Annotated in this window: 12 protein-coding genes and 1 tRNA gene; 6 read left to right on the top strand and 7 right to left on the bottom strand. The window is 36.1% G+C overall.

Features of this window, described 5'->3' with window-relative positions; translation table 11 throughout:
• Positions 1–317: 317 nt before the first annotated feature.
• From QO182_RS00675 to QO182_RS00665, 3 genes are all read right to left on the bottom strand, one after another.
• Positions 318–476 (bottom strand): hypothetical protein, encoded by a 159-nt coding sequence (locus QO182_RS00675; RefSeq protein ID WP_371535102.1) that lies wholly within the window; start codon positions 474–476, stop codon positions 318–320.
• Between the two features lie 388 nt (positions 477–864).
• On the bottom strand, positions 865–1890 hold the full coding sequence (locus QO182_RS00670; protein WP_371559346.1) for a PorP/SprF family type IX secretion system membrane protein: 1026 nt from the start codon (positions 1888–1890) through the stop codon (positions 865–867).
• Positions 1891–1904: 14 nt separating this feature from the next.
• Positions 1905–9752 carry an Ig-like domain-containing protein gene (locus QO182_RS00665; RefSeq protein ID WP_371559344.1) on the bottom strand — a complete coding sequence of 2616 codons (7848 nt, stop codon included), beginning with the start codon at positions 9750–9752 and terminating at the stop codon, positions 1905–1907.
• Between the two features lie 578 nt (positions 9753–10330).
• On the opposite strand from QO182_RS00665, the gene QO182_RS00660 reads away from it, so the two are divergent.
• The 3 genes from QO182_RS00660 to QO182_RS00650 all read left to right on the top strand — a co-directional run bounded on the left by QO182_RS00660 (position 10331) and on the right by QO182_RS00650 (position 11877).
• Positions 10331–10603 (top strand): transposase, encoded by a 273-nt coding sequence (locus QO182_RS00660; RefSeq protein WP_371559342.1) that lies wholly within the window; start codon positions 10331–10333, stop codon positions 10601–10603.
• A 344-nt stretch (positions 10604–10947) separates the two neighbouring features.
• Positions 10948–11136 (top strand): transposase, encoded by a 189-nt coding sequence (locus QO182_RS00655; protein WP_371559553.1) that lies wholly within the window; start codon positions 10948–10950, stop codon positions 11134–11136.
• Between the two features lie 477 nt (positions 11137–11613).
• The gene (locus QO182_RS00650) at positions 11614–11877 is read left to right on the top strand and encodes a hypothetical protein (protein ID WP_371559340.1); all 264 of its coding nucleotides are present in this window, start codon (positions 11614–11616) and stop codon (positions 11875–11877) included.
• Positions 11878–12080: 203 nt separating this feature from the next.
• On the opposite strand, the gene QO182_RS00645 is transcribed toward QO182_RS00650, so the two are convergent.
• Positions 12081–12266: an SOS response-associated peptidase family protein gene (locus QO182_RS00645; RefSeq protein ID WP_371559338.1), complete on the bottom strand. Its 186-nt coding sequence runs from the start codon at positions 12264–12266 to the stop codon at positions 12081–12083.
• Positions 12267–12373: 107 nt separating this feature from the next.
• On the opposite strand from QO182_RS00645, the gene QO182_RS00640 reads away from it, so the two are divergent.
• Complete coding sequence (locus tag QO182_RS00640; RefSeq protein WP_371559336.1) at positions 12374–13735, top strand: exonuclease domain-containing protein; 1362 nt, start codon at positions 12374–12376, stop codon at positions 13733–13735.
• Between the two features lie 193 nt (positions 13736–13928).
• On the opposite strand, the gene QO182_RS00635 is transcribed toward QO182_RS00640, so the two are convergent.
• Positions 13929–15308 (bottom strand): exonuclease domain-containing protein, encoded by a 1380-nt coding sequence (locus QO182_RS00635; protein ID WP_371559334.1) that lies wholly within the window; start codon positions 15306–15308, stop codon positions 13929–13931.
• A gap of 855 nt (positions 15309–16163) precedes the next feature.
• A tRNA-Met gene (locus QO182_RS00630) sits at positions 16164–16237 on the bottom strand.
• Between the two features lie 156 nt (positions 16238–16393).
• Here QO182_RS00630 and QO182_RS00625 point away from each other — a divergent pair.
• Positions 16394–16786: an START-like domain-containing protein gene (locus tag QO182_RS00625; protein WP_371541094.1), complete on the top strand. Its 393-nt coding sequence runs from the start codon at positions 16394–16396 to the stop codon at positions 16784–16786.
• A 55-nt stretch (positions 16787–16841) separates the two neighbouring features.
• The gene (locus QO182_RS00620) at positions 16842–17681 is read left to right on the top strand and encodes an aminotransferase class IV (RefSeq protein WP_371559331.1); all 840 of its coding nucleotides are present in this window, start codon (positions 16842–16844) and stop codon (positions 17679–17681) included.
• On the opposite strand, the gene QO182_RS00615 is transcribed toward QO182_RS00620, so the two are convergent.
• The gene (locus QO182_RS00615) at positions 17678–18238 is read right to left on the bottom strand and encodes a YqgE/AlgH family protein (protein ID WP_371559328.1); all 561 of its coding nucleotides are present in this window, start codon (positions 18236–18238) and stop codon (positions 17678–17680) included. The two genes, QO182_RS00620 and QO182_RS00615, sit on opposite strands and share 4 nt — an antisense overlap.
• Positions 18239–18315 lie beyond the last annotated feature (77 nt).

The following is an 18315-nucleotide window of genomic DNA, read 5'->3' as shown; positions in this document are numbered from 1 at the left end:
GAATGTAACTTTTAGCGGGTTTTTGTTATTTCCGTCAGTTTAGTTTTTTAAGATGCTTACCTAATAGTATTGCGGTTATTTATAAAAAGTATATACTATTATTTAATAGACCATGGAGTTAATGCACAGTCTTTATTGGAATCCATAAAAGAATTAAACACTAAAAGTTTATATTTGTGTAGATTAGCTTTTTTATGACAGTGAAAATAGCTGTTATATTATGTTCCTCTTCAAAATATAATTATGAAATAACTTTACCTGATTCTGTTTTTTTTGTTAATTTTAGCTAGTCAATTACATGCTAAAGTGAATAGCAGTTATTTAGATAATGATGTAGAAAACTTAAATGAAATAGTAGCTGATGTGGTATTGCCGTGAGCAATGATGACAGCTAGTGTTTCTTCGGTCTGTGTAAATGGATCTATTATTCCAGTAATAACTTTTACCGGAGGAGCGGGAATTACTAAAGTTAACAAGCCGTCTTAATGGTCAATTCTAGGGTCGTATATCTAGTCTAATAAGTAAGTAGGTAATGTTTTGCTAATCTTTTTAAGCTCATTTAGCAATTTGAATTTTCTGATTTTTAACCTAGTTGGTTCATTATAAAAATGTATTTAACTTATTTCCGAATTTGCTAAAAGTTGTTGACAACTCAGAGTGATTCTATTTCCTTAATTTACAACTCCAAAGTGAGGGAACTTCCCATTTTACGGAGAGCTTTCAAGGGACCGGCGATAAGTGTTTTTTATTAAGTGTGTAATCAATTACAAGATAATCAAATAGAAAAGCACTACTATGATTCCTTTTTGTTTCTGCGATGATTTATTAGTTATTTCGGGATGTGTTATTCTCAGATAAACTAAGTTAATAGTTTCTGCCCCAGGGTTGTTTTACTAAATAATTATCACAACTAGAGCAACCGCGACCAATTTGCCAAGTCAATGAAAGCTCATGCACGCCTTGGGTGTTTCCCAATTTCGAAGTGTTGATATCATAGGAATAGGCAAATACAAAACGATTTAACTGAATGGAGCCAAAAAGATTTACAGACGTTAAAAAGTGACTGTTATTGCTTTTTCCTTCCGGATTCGTTGCCGCAATGACTCCCAGAATTAAAGGTTTGAATTCGAGAGCTGTCCCAAAATCTAATCTGTTGTATTCAGCTTGTCGCATATAGTTGGCAGTAAGCAATAAATTTGTTTGATCTGGAAAGAAATTTAAATGGGTTTCATCCAAACTAAATGAATATCCGGAATGAATGCTTAAAAACATTTCTAAAGGAACTTTAGCATTGTTAGTAAATGCAATATTTGGTTTATTCAAATGTTTTAATGACGCACCAAACCAGGCTTTGTCACTATACAATAGTATTCCAGAGGAAACATCTAAGAAATTGATTTTATCGGTAGCGTTTAAAAAACTTGGATCGACACTTCCTCCATTTATTGAACCGTCATTTGTATTAATTTGATCTTCGAATAAAAGACTACTGAAATTAAAGTTTTTACTTCCATATCCAGCTTCCAGTCCTAATCGAAGTCGCCAATCATAATTTAGATTCACGTTATAGGAGTAAACTCCGTTGACTTGAATATAATTATAATTGGTAAAAACTTCCCGCTGATTTAAAATAGTTAAACCTAAGCCCATGTTTCTTTCAGGTCCAACAGGTCCATTAATGAAAGCATATTCCGTATCGATTCTTCTGTTGTCATTTGGCCATTGTGAGCGGTGTATGAGGCCAGTGTATCCCGTTATTAATGTTCCTGTAAAGGCAGGATTAAGTGATTCGGGAACCAAAAAATACTGTGTAAAAACAGGGTCCTGCGCCTTAATTTCTGCGATAGATATAGTAGTCAGTAGTATGTATATAACAAATTTTAGTTTCATTCTGGTTTGTGGGCTTATTTTATTAATACAAAAGGATGGTTTACATTGACAACAGTTCCATAAAAAGTTTCTCCGCTGACTTTGCAGTAGTAATTACCGTTTTCCGCATTCTGTCCTTTTATTTTACCATCCCAACCTCGCAAAATTTCTCCTGTCTCTGAATAGATCAATGAACCCCAGGTATCGTAGATGTCCAATCGAACATTTTTTAAAGCCTTAGTGACAGGTCTGAACGTATCATTGAGATTATCGTCATTTGGAGTAAAAGCGTTAGGAACTACCAATAAATATCCTTTTTCAACAATAAAGGTGATTTTTTGCACATATACGCATCCGAAAGGGTAGGTTACTGTTTGGGTTACAACATAATCTTTTGGATTTATGAAGGTATGCACTGGGTTAGGTTCTGTCGAAACGCTGCCGTCTCCAAAATCCCAGGCCACGCTGATATAATCTCCAGTGGCAGTATTGGTAAACTGAATGGGGTCATTTATCGAATAAGACCCATAACTTGAATATGCATAAGAACTTGCATTATAAGAAGGCGTTCCAAGGTACTGCAATTTAACATTGAAGGAGTAATTTGACTTACAGCCGATGGCATCGGTTACGTATAGTATAGCTGTCCCGTTTTGACTGGTATTCATCGTTTCATTATTCGCTCCGCTAACCGTTCCGCTTGACCAAACTAATTGGTAGGGTGGAACCCCGCCAGAAACTTGGGCTACAAAACTTTGTTTAACGTATTTGGTTTCACAGTCAAATTCGGTTTTGGTAACCACTCCGATCACTATAGCCGGTGGCCTATTGATACTAAATTGCGCCTGTTTTGAACAGCCGTTTGCATCTTTTACCGTAACCAAATAATTCCCTGCGGAAATATTGAACAAATCTTCCGTGGTCGTACCGTTAGACCAGGTATAGGTAAATGGCGCCGTGCCGCCTGCAACAAGGAGGTTTATCGCGCCGCTATTGGCATTATCACAATCAAAGGCATTGGTAACATTGGCCGAAAGTGCTAATAATTGAGGTTCCAATATGATAAAAGTTCTTTTGATTGTACAGGGCTTGCTGTCAACAATCGTTACCGTGTAAGAACCCGGGCCCAAATTATTCCTGACATTTCCTGCCGTGGCATTATCATCCCAAGTCAATTTTACCGGAGCGATACCACCCACTAGATTTAGATTAATACTGCCATTATGATCACCAAAACAGCTGATGTCTTTGACAACCGGGTTGATTGTGAAAATCGGTGCTTCGGGAATATTTACATTCAGGGTTTTTGTACAATTATTGGAGTCTGTAACGGTAATCAGATAATCACCAGCGGATAGATTGTCCTGGAAAGTGCCGCCTCCCATATTACTCCAGACGATTGCATAGGGAGCAACACCTCCATTTATGGTAAGGGTGATGGAAGCATCATTAGATCCATAACAGATTATTGGCGTGGTTGTGGCAGTCAAAACAATATTCGTTGGTTGGCTTAGCGTAACACTTAATGTTTTGGAACAGCCTGAATTATCGGTTACAACCAAATCATAAGTTCCAGCAATAATAGCACTTAGATTTTTATTGGAACTTGTAAATCCATTTGGTCCTGTCCAGGCAAAATTATAACCGGAAATTGCGGGTGTTCCTCCAACTGCCGAAATATTTATAGCTCCTGTAGATTCTCCAAAACACAATATATTGGTCTGGCTTATCAGGCTTACAGCTAATATTGGCGGTTCAGTAATAGTAAATGGCCTTGTTTTTGGACCGCAATTGTTAGCATCTGAAACCGAAACAACGTATACTCCAGGACTTAAATTTGATAGGTCTTTTGTGGTTGCATAAGGGGTTCCATTTTTGGTCCAGGTGAATTTATAGTTTAATGTTCCGCCGGAAATCGTGATTTTAATTTCGCCATTGGCATCATTAAAACAACTAATGTCTTTTTCTAAATCAGTGGTTATAACAATATCGTCGGGTTGAGTAATATTTACTGTTTGAACCTTGGCACAATTGTTAGCATCGGTAACGGTCAAATGATAAGTTCCCGCTATTAAGCCTGTTGCATTTAACGAAGTTTGTACCGGGACCGTATCCCAGGAGTACGTCAATGTTCCTGTTCCCCCACTGGCTAAAACGGAAACTGCGCCCGTATTATTCCCGAAACAATCCACATTGGTTTGAGAAGCGATTGCGGTTACAATTCCGTTGGGTTCCGTTATTATGGCCTGCGTGCTTGTCGAACAAGCTTTCGAATCTGTGACGGTAACTGTATATGTTCCAATTGCCAGATTTATGGCAACATTCGAAGTTTGTATTGGTGTTGTATTCCAAGAATAGGTAAAAGGTGATGTTCCTCCATTAGCAGTTACAGTTGCTGAACCGGTACTGTTTCCTGAACAGAAAACATCCGTTTGGGCGGTTATAATTGCGCTCATTCCCGCTGGTTCTGTTATTGTGATTGGACTTGAAATTCCGCATCCGTTTGCGTCTGTAACAGTTACGTTATAAATCCCTGCTTTTAATCCGGTAGCTGTTGACAAGGTTTGAATTGGGCTGGTATTCCACGAGTAAGAATAAGGGGAAGTTCCTCCAGAAACTGAAACGGTAGCGCTTCCGTCATTGCCGCCAAAACAACTTACGTTATTTGAGTTGGAGATTATTGAACTTAACGCTCCTAATGGCTGTGTTATGAGCACCGTTTGCACTTTTGAACAACCATTAGCATCTGTAACGGTTACATTATAATTTCCTGTCGTTAAACCGGTCGCAGTTGCAATTGATTGTACCGGTACCGTATTCCAGGAATAGGTTAGAACTCCCGTGCCTCCGCTAGCGAGAACCGTTGCGGAGCCCGTACTGTTTCCAAAACATAATACATTGGTTTGGGAAGCGATAGACGTAACAATTATATTTGGTTCCGTAATAACTGCTTGTTTTTGTATCGAACAGTTATTGGCATCAGTTATAGTAACGGTATAAGTTCCTGCCGTCAATGCAGTGGCTGTTGCTAAAGTTTGAATCGGGCTGGTATTCCAGGAATAAGTTAAGTTTCCAATACCACCGCTGGCAGTTACCGTTGCTGAACCTGTTGCATTGCCTGCACAGCTAACATCTGTTTTTCCTGAGATGGAAGCAGTGATGCCGCTGGGCTGTGTAATGACTATTCCGGGAATTGTCTTTACACTCCCATTTGCATCCGTAACTTTTATGTCATAAATCCCTGCTGCCAAACCCGTAAAAGTATAATTCGTAGCCGCTGAATCAATAATACTAATTATTGGTCCGCCTCCTTGCAAAGTCAATACATAATCATAAGGGCCAACAGATTGTTGTGTAATAGCAACTTTAATAATACCAGTCAAATAACCAAAACACAAAACATCGCTATGTGCCGCGGTATCTTCCTGGATGAGTAACGGCAGGGGGGAGGTCAAAGTAAAATTTAATATGACAGCATTACATAAGCCGTCATTTATGGTTAGCGTATACGCTCCCGCGGCAACATTAGAAATATCCTGGCTTATGGCCGAAAAAACGCCTGGTCCCGACCACAAATAGGTATAAGCACCCGAACCTCCCATAACTGTAACATTAATTGCTCCATCAGATACTCCAACAGAACTCACATTGAAACCATTGAAATTAGACAGGATGCTGGATGTTATTATGGCAGGATTTACAATTATTTTATAATCTAAAGTCGGGCCCGAACAAGAAACCCCATTATTTTCGAAAGTGGCTGCCGCCGTATAAGTTACGGTTAGTGGATTTGTGGTTAAATTGATTAGCGTTTGAGTTGGTATTGTACCCATTCCAGAAGCTGTTGCTCCAGAAATTCCCGCTGGAACGTTTGCGGTCCAATTGAAAGTTACCGTTCCGGTAGTCGGGCTCGTTAATGTTATTGGCGAACTGATATCTCCGGAACATAGTGTTTGGTTGCCTCCCGAAAAAACAACTTTTGGAGAAGGGTTTACCGTGACCACTGCCGTAAATGAAGAGCCAATACAGCTGCCCGATTTTGGGGTTATGGTATAAGTGGCTGTGTGAACATCATTTGTTGGATTTACTAAGGTCCCATTAATAGTTGTTTGATTTGTTAATGCTGCAGCTCCCGTAATTCCTCCCGTGATGACTGGAACTCCCCAAGAATAAGTAGTTCCAGCTGGAACGATGTTTCCCGATCCGTCTGAGGGAATTATTGAAAAGGCAGTATTGGAACAGATGGTTTGGATTTGTGGGCTTATAATAATTGGATTATTATTTACAATAAATGTTACCGTTTTTAGACAACCATTAGAATTTGTATATGTAATTATTGAAGTTCCGCTTGTTAATGCAGTTACTAATCCTGTATCATTAACTGTAGCAACAGCAGGATTTGAAGATGACCAAGGTGAAGTTGTGGATGCTGTTGCAGAACCAATTAATTGTGAGGTAAAACCAATACATACAGATAATGTGCCTCCTATAACAGGTAAAGCATTTACTGTTGCTGTTACTGGTTTAATTATAAAACAGCCGTTTGAATTCGTTGCTTTGATGTAATAAGTACCTGATACTGTTATCGCAGCTGCTGTTGGCATTGATATTGTTGCTGATGTGTTTGTCCAATAACTATAAATTAACCCGCTGTCTGAACCTAATGTAATTCCTGGTGCTGTAATGTCTACAGTAGCAGGAGAACAAACTGCTGAGGGATTTGTAACAATTAAATTAGGCAATTCATTTACAGAAAATAAGAAATCAACAGTACAACCATTACTGTTTTTATATGTAATTGTTGTTGTTCCAGCTGTTATACTTGACACTAGTCCTGTATTATTGACTGTCGCAATAGAAGGATTTGAAGATATCCATGGCGAACTAGTGCTAGCTGTACCCGAACTTGATAATTGTGTTGTAGTCCCTATACATCCTTTTGACGATCCTGTTATTGTTGGAAGGTTATTTACTGTAAATGTTATATTTACTGTACAACCATCCGAATTTGTATAACTAATTATTGTCGTACCAGCCGTCAGGGCGTTTACAAATCCGGTACTATTGACTGTAGCGATAGTAGGATTTGAAGATGCCCATGGCGAACTTGAAGCCGAAGTTCCAGAACCTGTTAATTGCGAAGTTGAATTGGTACAAACAGAGAAAGTACCTGTAAGCGTTGGCAAAGCATTCACCGTAAAATTGGAAGTGACCGCACAATTACTTGAGTTCTTATAAGTAATTGTTACCGAACCTATCGCTTTAGCCGTCACCAGTCCTGTATTGCTAACTGTTGCAATAGCAGTATTTGACGAAGTCCATGGCAAACTTGAAGCTGGTGCTGCAGAACCCGTTAATTGTGAAGTTGCATTTATACATGCTGACGTAGTGCCTGAAATTGAAGGTAAAGCATTAACTGTAAATGTTTCACTTTTTGAGCAACCATTAGAATTTGTATAAGTTATTACTGTTGTACCTATTGCTATTGGAGAAACTAAACCTGCACTGTTTATTGTTGCTACACTAGTATCAGATGAAATCCAGGGATTACCTGAAGTTGGTGGTGTTGAACCTGATAATTGCGAGCTTGCACCAATACATGTAGATAATGTGCCTCCTATAATAGGTAAAGCATTTACTGTTGCTATTACTGGTTTAATTATAAAACAGCCGTTTGAATTCGTTGCTTTGATGTAATAAGTACCTGATACTGTTATCGCAGCTGCTGTTGGCATTGATATTGTTGCTGATGTGTTTGTCCAATAACTATAAATTAACCCGCTGTCTGAACCTAATGTAATTCCTGGTGCTGTAATGTCTACAGTAGCAGGAGAACAAACTGCTGAGGGATTTGTAACAATTAAAGTAGGGAATTCATTTAATACAAAACTAAAAGTAGCTTGACCCGAGCCTGCACAATTTCCATTAACAACTACGGTGATATTATACGTTTTAAATGCAGTAAAGTTAATTTTAGGGAACTGACTGCTAGCCGTTGTTCCGCCTGTATAACTGTAATCTGCTGCAGTGACACCAAGGCCGGAAATGGACCATAAGAAATTTGTTGGAGCATAAGGAGCTGCACTATAATTTGGCTTCGTCCCCGCTTGACTAAAATCAATTGTGTAATTGGGTGACGTCTGACATATTGATAGTGTATTGGGAATAAAACTTACTGTAGGACTTCCTGAAACTTCAATAATTTTTGGTACTGACACAACAGTTCCACAAGAATTTGTGACAGATAATAGTACAGTATAAGTGCCTGGGTTTGTAAATAATATTTTAGTGTCTTTTGAAGCAGAATTAGACGGATTGACAAATTGATAACCAGTCGAGGGTGAAACAGTCCATGCGTAGGTAGGGTCCTGACAATTAAGATTAATTACATTTGACGTATTTGTAAATTGGATTTCTGTATTTGGACAAATAGGTGATTGTGGTGAATTTGTGAATGAAGCAGTTGGTTGAACCTCTATTTTTATGGTATGGATTGCCTCAGTTATAGTCTGGCATAAGTCGTCATTTACTGCTGTCAACTTTATTTCCCAGCAACCAGGTGTAGATATTATGCTTTTCGGAATTCTTAAATTATTCGAAGAATCAATCCAGTTAGAGATTGTAACCTCAGTAAAGGCAAGATCTCCTGGTTTTTTGTAATACCAAGTAAAAGTTGCTTTATCAAGACAATTGCCACTACTTCCATAAGATCCTAATATAGTTTTATTTGTGGCAATAATATCTAGATTTATACATTGTTTATTGGCTAATGTGAAATCTGCTTTGGGAGCTAAACTCACGTTTACTTTTTTCTCAACACCATTTCCATTCTTATGAAATTCAGTACAGTAATTTGTATTAACACCTCCATTGTAGACACCTTTATTTAAAAGGGTTTCTTTTATAATAAAATTACTGTCTGTTTTGGCACAAGAAACGGTTGTATAGTTATGGGTTACTGTTGGATTAGACATCAATTGTGCTTGAGTAAGTTCAAGCAAAGTTGAGTTGTCTCCAAAATCAATTATATATTTGGAACCATTGTAATTTCTTCCTATTCCTTGATTTGTTATGTCAACCGTAAATGAAACATCCACGCCCACGCAAACTACTTCACTTGTTGAGTTGCCTAAACTGGTACCATTACCATGAAACAAAAACACTAAACTATACACCGAATTATTGTTTTTTTCAATTTCAAAAATATATGTCCCAATGGTTAAATTATCAGGGATTATTATATCTCCATTTCCATTGTTGTATAATATTGGAGTTTGTGTTCCGTTAATTAAGTCTATTAAGGTTATTTTATAATTATCGGTATTTGAATAATTACAAATTGTGATTTTCTTTTTTGGTAAAATAGTACTAGTAGCTCCAAAACTTTGAGTCAAAGAGCCAAATGTGTTTATTGTTTTTAAACAACTTAGAGTACAATTAAAAAAAGAACTGTTATTGGGTAATTCAGAAGTAGCAGATGGTACATCGCTACTTCCCAGTATAATATTAAATGATAAAGTCTCTACTACGGAATATGTTTCTGGTGTTGTCCCCAAACCTGTTGTCGCTCTTACCCTTAATTTATAAGTTCCAGCAGCAAGACCAGCAGGAAGTGTACCATTAATCACTGGAGCATAAAACTCATTTAAAGTGTTTAAGGTTGTAGGTGTTGTGAATGCCCCTCCAACATTAGACAGTTCCAGAATAAATTGATTATTCAATTTAAATATTCCTGTTGGGTTAATTATCACTGAAACTCCTGAACCAGCAGTATAATTAGCCGTATTGTTAAATCGAATTAAATTGATTGTTTGGGAGTGAACACTAGATATTGTAGTAAATAGGAAGATAAATAAAAATATAATTCTGTACAGGTGTTTCATAAATGTATCTTGCTACGATGGGTGATTATATTTAATCCTTTAATAATAATTTTCAAACATACAAATTATAAGAATGACTCTTCTACGGTTTTCCGTAAAAAATGTATTTTATAAGGAAGGATAATTCAATTATTTTAAATTTTGTGTGGATTGATTTATCATGTAAATTAACAATGTTTATAGGAGTTTAACCATACCCACTTTTAATGATATTTCATATATAAAAACACAGTTGCTAAAGTACGATTCACTACCGCTGTAAATCGATATCAAGAGGCTTAATTTAAAGAACAAACTCTTATTGATTAGGGGAAATGTATACCTGATTACAAAAATTAAACCCAGTATTAATAGTAAACATGAATTTGAATTTCCCGGCACAGTTATAAATTAATTTATAATAGACATACCAATCTCTAGAATGAGTTGTAGGCTATTCCAGTTTTGAGAATTGATTGCATAATTTGATATCATTATCCCTATTATAAATTCTAGGTTTTAAATATTGTGGATTAGGAACAAAATCTAGGGAGAAGTTTTAGAAGAAAAGAAGATGTTTTTAGAATTAACAATGAAATATGACTTCCATAGACCTTTTAAAATTTATGCTTCCTGATTTTTTGATAGAGAATTTTGAAATAATTTCTGCAACTAATTCTGAAGAAAACCTTCATCTATATTTTGAAGAAAAAGCAACACCTCGAAAAGAGTTTGACGCTGTAGAATTAGTATATAAAGGCTTTCTAGATGAAATAACAATCCAAGATTTTCCTTTTAGGGGCAAGTTTGTGTATTTACACATTAAAGACAGTGGTTGGACAAACGAAATAACTAGTAAAATCATTAAATAGAGTGACTGTTAGTTGCTAAAGAAGCAAGAATGACGTAAGAATTTGGGGCTTTTTTAAAAGAAATTAATAGATAACACAGCTATTAATTGTCAAACGATTTGCAGTTTCTTTGGGGTTAATTGTAAAAAAATTTCAAAGACAGTACAAAAGACACCTCGGTACATTTAGCACGTGAGAGCCTAGAAAACGCGCACATCAATGGATTATTTACCTCAAAAAAACAGGAACTCACTTAGCTATTTACGAAGTTGCTAAAAAAGCAGATGCTTTAACACAGCAATTACCAACTATCTACAACAGTAATAACAAAAGGAATATTGCTACGTTAAAATTAGCTCAGTGCTATAGAAAAGTGGAGGAATCAGGTTTTAAAAACCTTAATATCATTCTCAATACAAAACTACTTTAACAATCGAAGTGCTAATGCTTCTGTAGAATCTTTTAATGCAAAAATCAAAGTATTTAGAAGTCAGTTTAGAGGAGTTCGTAAAATTGACTTTTTTCTTTTTAGATTATCTAACCTTTTTGGATAATCCCCAACTTTTGCACTAATCCTTGATTTATATGACTTTAAGTCTGTAGCGAGAACGAGATTTGAAATCGTGACCTCAGGGTTATGAAAATTGAAATGTGACTTTTATTAATTTGTAAAGTGTTGATTGTTAGATGTTGTTTTTTTTAGCTTAAATTGGTTTATGTCGTATTTTTTATTTTTCCTCACTCTTTTTCCTCACTCTTTTCTATTCTAAATGTTTTACTGAATCAGTAGGCTTTTTATACAAATTATTTAAACCATAATATTTTAAAAAGGGCTAAACCTGTTTAACAACAGAAAATGAATAAGCCCTGGATTTTGCTAATTTTTTGTAATTTTATAAAAAATATCAAATGGAAAACGATTCTTTAATGCTCTCTGATTATTGACGCAGCTTCCATTAGTTTGCCTAATGGATTAGGTGAGGATCAATTATTTACTCACTATCATTGAATTGTTGCAACAGGATGCCGCCATGATGAATCATTTTGGGTTGGTTCCTGATAATGCTGCCGACGGTATTGATGATGCTTTGTTTAATGGCACTTTATTCCGTTTTGATGTTCCCCAAGCTATTTTGGGAATTGGTTTAGATGCGAAACCTAATGAAGTTAGAGCCGCTTTTTTGAGCATTGTAGAAAATAATTATCCTTCCAGTAATACGGTTCTTGAAGAGCGTGGTGAAACAAAAATAGAAACTACCGTAGTGTTTAAATATTATCATTTATATATAATTTAACAGTAATCAAATCAGCAGAATAGGGGAATGCAAAGTGTTCTATTGGTTCATGATTCAACCATTTGGATTCTTCTTCTTTTTTTATGATTGTGGATTTCTGTCAGTAGGGGATTGGCTTCGGTGGTGAATATGGTGTAGTTGTTTTTAATTTCTCCGGTTTCTTTATCTATCCAATGGGAATATAATCCCTCAAAAGCAAACAGTTATTCATAGGGCAAGCGCAATTCGTATTTTTGTTTTGCTTTCCCTTTTGGATCCAACCACTGCCATTCGTAATAGCCATTAGCAATAACCAAGCATCTTTTATCAACTGAATTTTTGAAGGAGAGTTTCTGGCCCATGCCGGAATTAGATCCCAATTGCAATGTCCAGTGATAATTCGCTCTCAATTGAATATGGTAGACCCGGTGGTTCGGACAGGAAGTAGTATCTTTGCTGCAAGAAAACTGCTTGCAGAAATACTGTAAATTGAACACCGTAAATTGAACACTGAATTTTGTACGCAATACTAGACATCGAAACTACGGGAGGACAATCCAATCAAGAAGGGATTACCGAAATCGCCATTTATAAATATGATGGTCATCAAATCGTGGATCAATTTATCAGTTTGATCAATCCTGAAATTCCGATTCAGCCTTTTGTAGTAAAATTAACCGGGAAAGATAATGTGATGTTACAAAGCGCTCCAAAATTTTTTGAAGTGGCCAAACGCATTATTGAAATGACCACCGATTGCGTTTTGGTAGCCCACAATGCCAGTTTTGATTATCGAATTCTTCGCACTGAATTTCTCCGTTTGGGATATGATTTTAATAAAAAAACACTTTGCACGCTAGAACTATCCAAAAGATTATTGCCTAAACAAGCTTCCTACAGTTTGGGTAAATTAGTTCGTGATGTGGGTATACCTATCGCAGACCGCCACCGTGCGAGTGGGGATGCATTGGCCACCCTGAAGTTGTTTAAACTATTTTTGGATACGAATCTCAATAATGAAATAGTAGAAGAGCACATCAAATTTGAAGTCCAAAAAGGAATTGCTCCCAAATTGAAGAACCTTTTAGAAAGTGCGCCTTCCACTACGGGCGTTTATTACATGCACAACGAAAAAGGAAAGTTGGTTTATGTGGGCAAAAGCAACAACATTAAGAAACGAATCAAGCAGCATTTTACAGGAACTTCCACCAAATGCAAGAAAATTCAAACTGACGTTTTTGCCCTAACTTATTATGAAACCGGAAGTGAACTCATTGCTTTATTGAAAGAAAGCGAAGAGATAAAAATCAACAAACCCATCTATAATCGTGCGCAAAGAAAGAGTATTTTTCAGTTTGTACTCTACGCTGAGAAAGATGAAAATGGCTATTTGAATTTAAAATTGCAAAAAGCAGATGGTCAAAAAAAAGAAATTACGTCCTTTGCTTCCCTGCAAGAAGCCAAAAATAGCCTGTTCAGCATTACATCGCACTATCGTTTATGCCAAAAATTTACAGGTTTATATCAAACAAAAAAGGAATGTTTTCAATATCAAATAAAAGAATGTGATGGTGCCTGCATTGGCTCTGTTTTACCTGAAGAATACAATGAAAGAGTTCAAAAATTTATTGATAAAAGCAGTTTCGAAGCGGATAGTATGATACTCCATGACAGAGGGAGGAATAGCAGTGAACTTAGCGCAGTTTTGATTGAAAACGGAATTTACAAGGGCTACGCTTTTTATGATTTGAGCTCCCCAATTTCCCGGATCGAAAATCTAAAAAACATACTTATACCCATGCAGAACAACCGTGATGCGCGAAATATTATTCAAAGTTATTTACGAAAAGGCAAATTGATGAAAATTGTGAATTTCTGATTTTTGAACTTTATTCATCTCCTGATAGAATGGGACTGAATGCAATGCCGGGTGAACGCTAGACGGAATTATTCTGGATGGGTTTAAAATAAAGCTCAAGTGCCGCGGGTCCAACGGGAAATAACACAAAAGTAGCGACTGAGGAAGTAAATTCGACGAAGTAAATTTATTTAGATGTAATTGAAATGGATAATCATTCCTTCTCGTTTTGTTTAAAATGCACTTTTCCCGGATATTTCTCAGCATAAGAAAGGATTAAATCCACTATGTATTGGTTGCTTTTGTAGGGAGTGACATGATCCTTTATCTCTGAGGGATCCGTAAATCCAATATCCGAAGGGATATATCCCATGCCATAAAAGTGACCGTTTTCAACCCAAATGCAACTGCGTTCTTCAGAAGTTCTCCCTTTGTCTATAATGGCAAAGCTTGGCCTGTTCTTTACTAAAAAAGCAATGGCATTTTCAACTTGCTCGTTGTGTTGTTCCACTGCGGGTAAATTGTCCCGATCTGGTTTTGGGATGAATTCTCCGCGGTCGTCCATGCCGTAGCTACAGAATCTGTTATCAATGCCAAATTGTTCGGCCAGGCTGCGCAATACATTGATGCCTTTATACAAGCTATTGAAAGATTCAATACCCGCCTGAAATTTTTCCAGTTTTCCAATTGCTAAATACCGATATCCATTACGGGCTTCATACTCATAAAGTCCATATTTAGGGTCAAAGCGTTTGAGTGCCCTGTTGTAGGTGGGCCAGAGCTTTTTAATTTCAGTACATTCCAGCAACAGCGCCATTAATTCGGTAGCACATATTTCAAAGGAAATACTGTGTATTTCTCTCAGGAAATTTTGCCTTTGTGGCGTGATATTATGTCCACTGAAATGGGAGGCCACCCGTTTTTTTACGTTGATAGCCTTTCCTACGTAAATGACTTTCCTTGTTTGATCGTAAAAATAATACACCCCTACTTTTTCAGGTAACTGCTCAAAATCAGCAGGCGGTAGGTTAGGTGGTAAGCGCTTGTCTTGTGCCGTCTTTTTTATCATTTTTGCGATTACGCCTTCGACGTCCCATTCCAGCAAACGTGAAAACAATATGGCTGTGGCATCCGCATCACCACCGGCACGGTGTTGGTTTATCAAAGGGATATCTAGCGAGTGGCAAAGTCTTCCCAAGCTGTACGAACCCAATCCCGATTTAATCTTTCTTGCGGCGCGAACGGTACACAATTTTGGCGCAGTCCATTTAAATCCGCTTGCTTCGAGTTGATGGCGAACAAATGAATAATCAAAGTTGACATTATGTGCAACGAAAATGCGTCCGGTAAGCATTTCTAAAACCTTTTCAGAAATAGCATCAAAAATAGGTGCATCACGTACCATTTCATTGTTAATGCCTGTAAGCGAAAAAATGGCAAGCGGTATTTCCTTTTCTGGGTTGACGAGGGTTTCCCAGCGGTCGATTATGTTAGTTCCGTTATGGATAATAATGGCAATTTCTGTAATGCGACTGCCGCTGGCATTTCCGCCTGTGGTTTCTATATCTACTATTGCGTATTCCTGTTTTTTCATTTGTTATATAACGTGAACTGTATTGTTATTCTTGTGCAAAATTTTAAAAAAGCGCTGCTGCCTTTCCCTAAAAGAGTCAAAAGCTCTTTTTTTTGCGGCCAGCTCCATTTTATGCCTTGGCAGGTTAATTTCATGTTCCTGTTGATGCGGTGCCGATGGATTATGTTACATCTTTCAATGATTGCAGCCACCAGTAATCAAAGTGATGCCGTCCAGTTTTGAATTCCCCTGTCTATGGTAGGATACAAAAAAAGTATCCAAATCCATCTGTACAAATGCTCTTTCCATCTTCTTTTCTTTTTTATACGTTACAAAATTAGTACAGATGATAACAAATTTTATTGTATTTGTTGTTATAAATTATAACAAAATAGCTGTGTTTTTATTTTTAGATAACATCAGTTTAAGTGTATTACTTTAAAACTATAGTACTTTTTCTATAAATGAATTAAAACAATACAGCAGTATTGTGTTATGTTTTTCCTTTGGAAATTTTTAATACATATTATTATTGATTTGCTATTAATAGTCTTTATACTAGTGCATATAAGTAAAGGTCAAATAATCTTCTGGCACTCATTAAATGATAGCTATTTCCCTGGGAAGTTTTGAATCCGTTCTTATTTAACGGCTCGGTAATTTCAGTTAAATTACTTCACTACTTTTTTCTTGATATAAAAATGAAAACAAAAAAAGGACTAGTGTGATTGAACCTGAGGTCTGGTTACGTATTGTTCACATTATTAGGGTGATAACTTAGTGTTTTATTTAATTTCCTCACTCTATTTCCTCACTAAGTGAGGAATGAATTTCAATAAAAAACCCTTAAACAATTGATGTTTAAGGGTTTGTGTGTAGCGAGAACGAGATTTGAACTCGTGACCTCAGGGTTATGAATCCTGCGCTCTAACCGACTGAGCTACCTCGCCAAATGTTCGAAGAATAACAATCCCTGAACGCGGGTGCAAATATAAAAATAATTTCACAGCATACAAGCAAAAAACAAAGAAAAAAAAATATTTTTAAAAACGTTTTTTTTATGGAATTATATTCTATATATTCGAGAAAAAATATAAATGTAGCTCATGGATTTAAAAGTACGTTACGAAATAGAGTTCCCCATAAATTCTTCTCCGCAATTATTGTATCAATATATTTCGACTCCATCTGGATTGTCAGAGTGGTTTGCAGATAATGTAAATTCTCGAGGTGAGTTTTTCACCTTTATATGGAATGATTCTGAGGAAAAAGCTAGACTTGCCTCAAAGAAATCAGGCGAAAAAGTAAAGTTTAAATGGGTGGATGGTAACGGTAAAGATACTGAGTACTTTTTTGAACTACATATTTTAGTCGATGAGCTAACCAAAGATGTTTCGTTAATGGTGGTTGATTTTGCTGAAGAAGATGAAATTAATGAAGCGACTCAATTATGGGGAAACCAAATTTCAGATCTTAAACATCTAATTGGATCTGTATAGTAAAATTGTATATTATAACTTACATTTGCCCTAAACTAAATTTAGGGCTTTTTTTATGATTAATTTTAATGGAACTATTGTATCTCAGGATAGTAATATATTGACGCAGAATCGTGCTTTCTTATATGGTGATGCCGTTTTTGAAACGGTTAAAATCGTAAACTCTAAAATTCTTTTTTTAGAAGATCATTATTTTAGGCTGATGGCGTCCATGCGCGTGGTTAGAATGGAGATTCCGATGGATTTCACCATGGAGTACCTAGAAGAGCAAATTCTTTCTTTAGTAGCTAATAATTCGTTGTCGAGTTCGTCTCGTGCCAGAATTACTGTTTTTAGGAAAGATGGTGGGTATTATTTACCTCAAACTAATACAGTCTCTTTTTTGATTCACACCATAGGTATAGAAGATAAGCTTTATTCATTCATTGAGGGGAAATATGAAGTTGATTTATTTAAAGATTTTTATGTTACTAAGCAATTGCTTTCTTCTATAAAAACAACTAATAAAATTCTAAATATCACGGCTAGTATTTTTGCTAGTGAAAATGGATTTGATAATTGCTTGCTATTAAACGATAGTAAGAATGTTGTTGAAGCAATTCAAGGAAATATTTTCATGCTTACTGGGAGCAAATTAATTACCCCGCCAGTTTCTGAAGGTTGTCTAAATGGAGTGATGAGGAAACAGGTATTAGCATTAGCTAAAAAGATGGATAACTTGCAAGTAGTAGAAGAGGTAATCTCTCCTTTTGACTTACAAAAAGCGGATGAATTGTTTGTTACAAATGTGATAAAAGGAATACAACCCATAACAAAATACAGAAAAAAAGAGTTCCGTATTGACTTGGCAAAAATGCTGTTACTAAAATTAAATGAAGTGGTAAGTGCGACTTAGTTTAAATAAGGATTTTCTGGAGCATTAGACCAGATCATGTAATCGCCTCCTAACTCTAGGATTTGTTCTTTCCAGAAATGAGCAGAAGCCTTACCTATTATCTTGTTTTTATAGCTATTTGGAGCAACAATCCACGAGTTTGATATCATTTCCAACTGTAGTTGATTTTCTTCCCATCCAGTGTAGCCTAAAAAGAAACGGATATTGTTTTTATTTATTTTTCCATTATTGATGAGCGCTTTTGTGGACTCAAAGTCTCCGCCCCAATAGATACCGTTAGAAATTTCTATGCTATTTGGTATAAGTTCTGGAATATTGTGGATAAAGTAGAGGTTGTCTTGTTCAACAGGTCCTCCATTATAGATTTTAAAAGAAGCATTGATTTCAGGGAGTAAATCATTGATTGTATATTTCAATGGTTTATTGATAATAAAACCTACTGATCCTTCCTTGTCATGGTCTGCTAGTAAAATTACAGATCTATTAAATGATAGATCTCCAATTATAGAAGGCTCTGCTATAAGTAGTTGTCCTTTTATTAAGTTTTCTGAAATCATAATACCGTAATTTTTTTAATAAATTTAAGAAAAAATAACAGAAATAACCAAATAAAATCGTTTAAAGGCAAAAAAAA

Origin of the sequence: Flavobacterium sp. Arc2 (assembly GCF_041431385.1) — a bacterium.
Taxonomy (GTDB): Bacteria; Bacteroidota; Bacteroidia; order Flavobacteriales; family Flavobacteriaceae; genus Flavobacterium.
Note: the sequence above shows the minus strand (reverse complement) of the source record. Positions and strands in the feature narration are given on the sequence as shown.

What these genes read in the sequence shown, in the direction of transcription:
- QO182_RS00670 (WP_371559346.1), bottom strand. Translation starts at nt 1,890, where the DNA reads ATGAAACTAAAATTTGTTATATACATACTACTGACTACTATATCTATC.
- QO182_RS00665 (WP_371559344.1), bottom strand. Translation starts at nt 9,752, where the DNA reads ATGAAACACCTGTACAGAATTATATTTTTATTTATCTTCCTATTTACT.
- QO182_RS00660 (WP_371559342.1), top strand. Translation starts at nt 10,331, where the DNA reads ATGACTTCCATAGACCTTTTAAAATTTATGCTTCCTGATTTTTTGATA.
- QO182_RS00650 (WP_371559340.1), top strand. Translation starts at nt 11,614, where the DNA reads ATGATGAATCATTTTGGGTTGGTTCCTGATAATGCTGCCGACGGTATT.
- QO182_RS00635 (WP_371559334.1), bottom strand. Translation starts at nt 15,308, where the DNA reads ATGAAAAAACAGGAATACGCAATAGTAGATATAGAAACCACAGGCGGA.
- QO182_RS00625 (WP_371541094.1), top strand. Translation starts at nt 16,394, where the DNA reads ATGGATTTAAAAGTACGTTACGAAATAGAGTTCCCCATAAATTCTTCT.
- QO182_RS00620 (WP_371559331.1), top strand. Translation starts at nt 16,842, where the DNA reads ATGATTAATTTTAATGGAACTATTGTATCTCAGGATAGTAATATATTG.
- QO182_RS00615 (WP_371559328.1), bottom strand. Translation starts at nt 18,238, where the DNA reads ATGATTTCAGAAAACTTAATAAAAGGACAACTACTTATAGCAGAGCCT.